Consider the following 818-nt stretch of genomic DNA (forward strand, 5'->3'; position numbering starts at 1 on the left):
AGATTTAGGCTATGACTTTATCGCCTATGCAACACCAACAATAAAATCAGCAATCAGCGAACTAATAAGAAAAAGCCATTCACCTTCAATCCCCCAAAAAACAACCAAACCAAACAATATCAGTTTTAAAGAAGAACAATACAAACAACCTAATTGGGATAAAATCCTTAATCCACATCAATTATGGCTAAAACAAGTAAAACATGAATTATTAATAAAAAAACTAAAAACTAAACTAAGCAAAAATGAATTCAATGTTATTTGTTTAAGTTTTGGTATCTCACTAGAAAACAACAACGAACCTAATCAACAACCCCTAACCAATCATGCCATCGCCCAAAAACTAAATTTAACTTTAAAACAAATAGAAAACTTAAAAAAAGACGCCATCAAAAAACTAAACCCAAATTATAAAAATAAGGAGAAAAAAAATGTTAAATAAAGTCCAATTAATCGGTAATATCGCTCATAACCTAGAAAAACAATATATCAATAGCAACAACGAACAAATCCCTAAAATAGATTTCAATTTAGCAATTAACAATAAAGATAAAGTGCAATACATCCCTTGTGTCGTTTTTAGAAATCAAGCTGAAAACATGAGTACATATTTAAATAAAGGTTCAAAAATATATGCAGAAGGCGCATTATCCATCCAAAAATATACCACAAACGAAGGTAAAACGCGAACCACCACCAAAGTAATTATCCAAAACGTCATCTTTTTAGACAACAAAACTAAATAATATTTAAAAAATTAAGTCCCCAAAATGGACTTTTTTTATAAACCAAAAGGAGAAAAAAATATGAATAAAAAA

Annotated in this window: 2 protein-coding genes; both read left to right on the plus strand. The window is 28.5% G+C overall.

All coding sequences use genetic code 11. The annotated features are described in order from the left end of the window. The coding region (locus OL66_RS02615) for a DNA-directed RNA polymerase sigma-70 factor (protein WP_034172345.1) at window positions 1-442 on the plus strand (442 nt) is incomplete at its 5' end. Beyond that, window positions 432-746, plus strand: a complete 315-nt coding sequence (locus tag OL66_RS02620) for a single-stranded DNA-binding protein (protein ID WP_011160778.1) — start codon at window positions 432-434, stop codon at window positions 744-746. The genes OL66_RS02615 and OL66_RS02620, both read left to right, overlap by 11 nt. The last annotated feature ends 72 nt before the right edge of the window (window positions 747-818 follow it).

Origin of the sequence: Chrysanthemum yellows phytoplasma, from assembly GCF_000803325.1 — a bacterium.
Classification (GTDB): Bacteria; Bacillota_I; Bacilli_A; order Acholeplasmatales; family Acholeplasmataceae; genus Phytoplasma; species Phytoplasma asteris.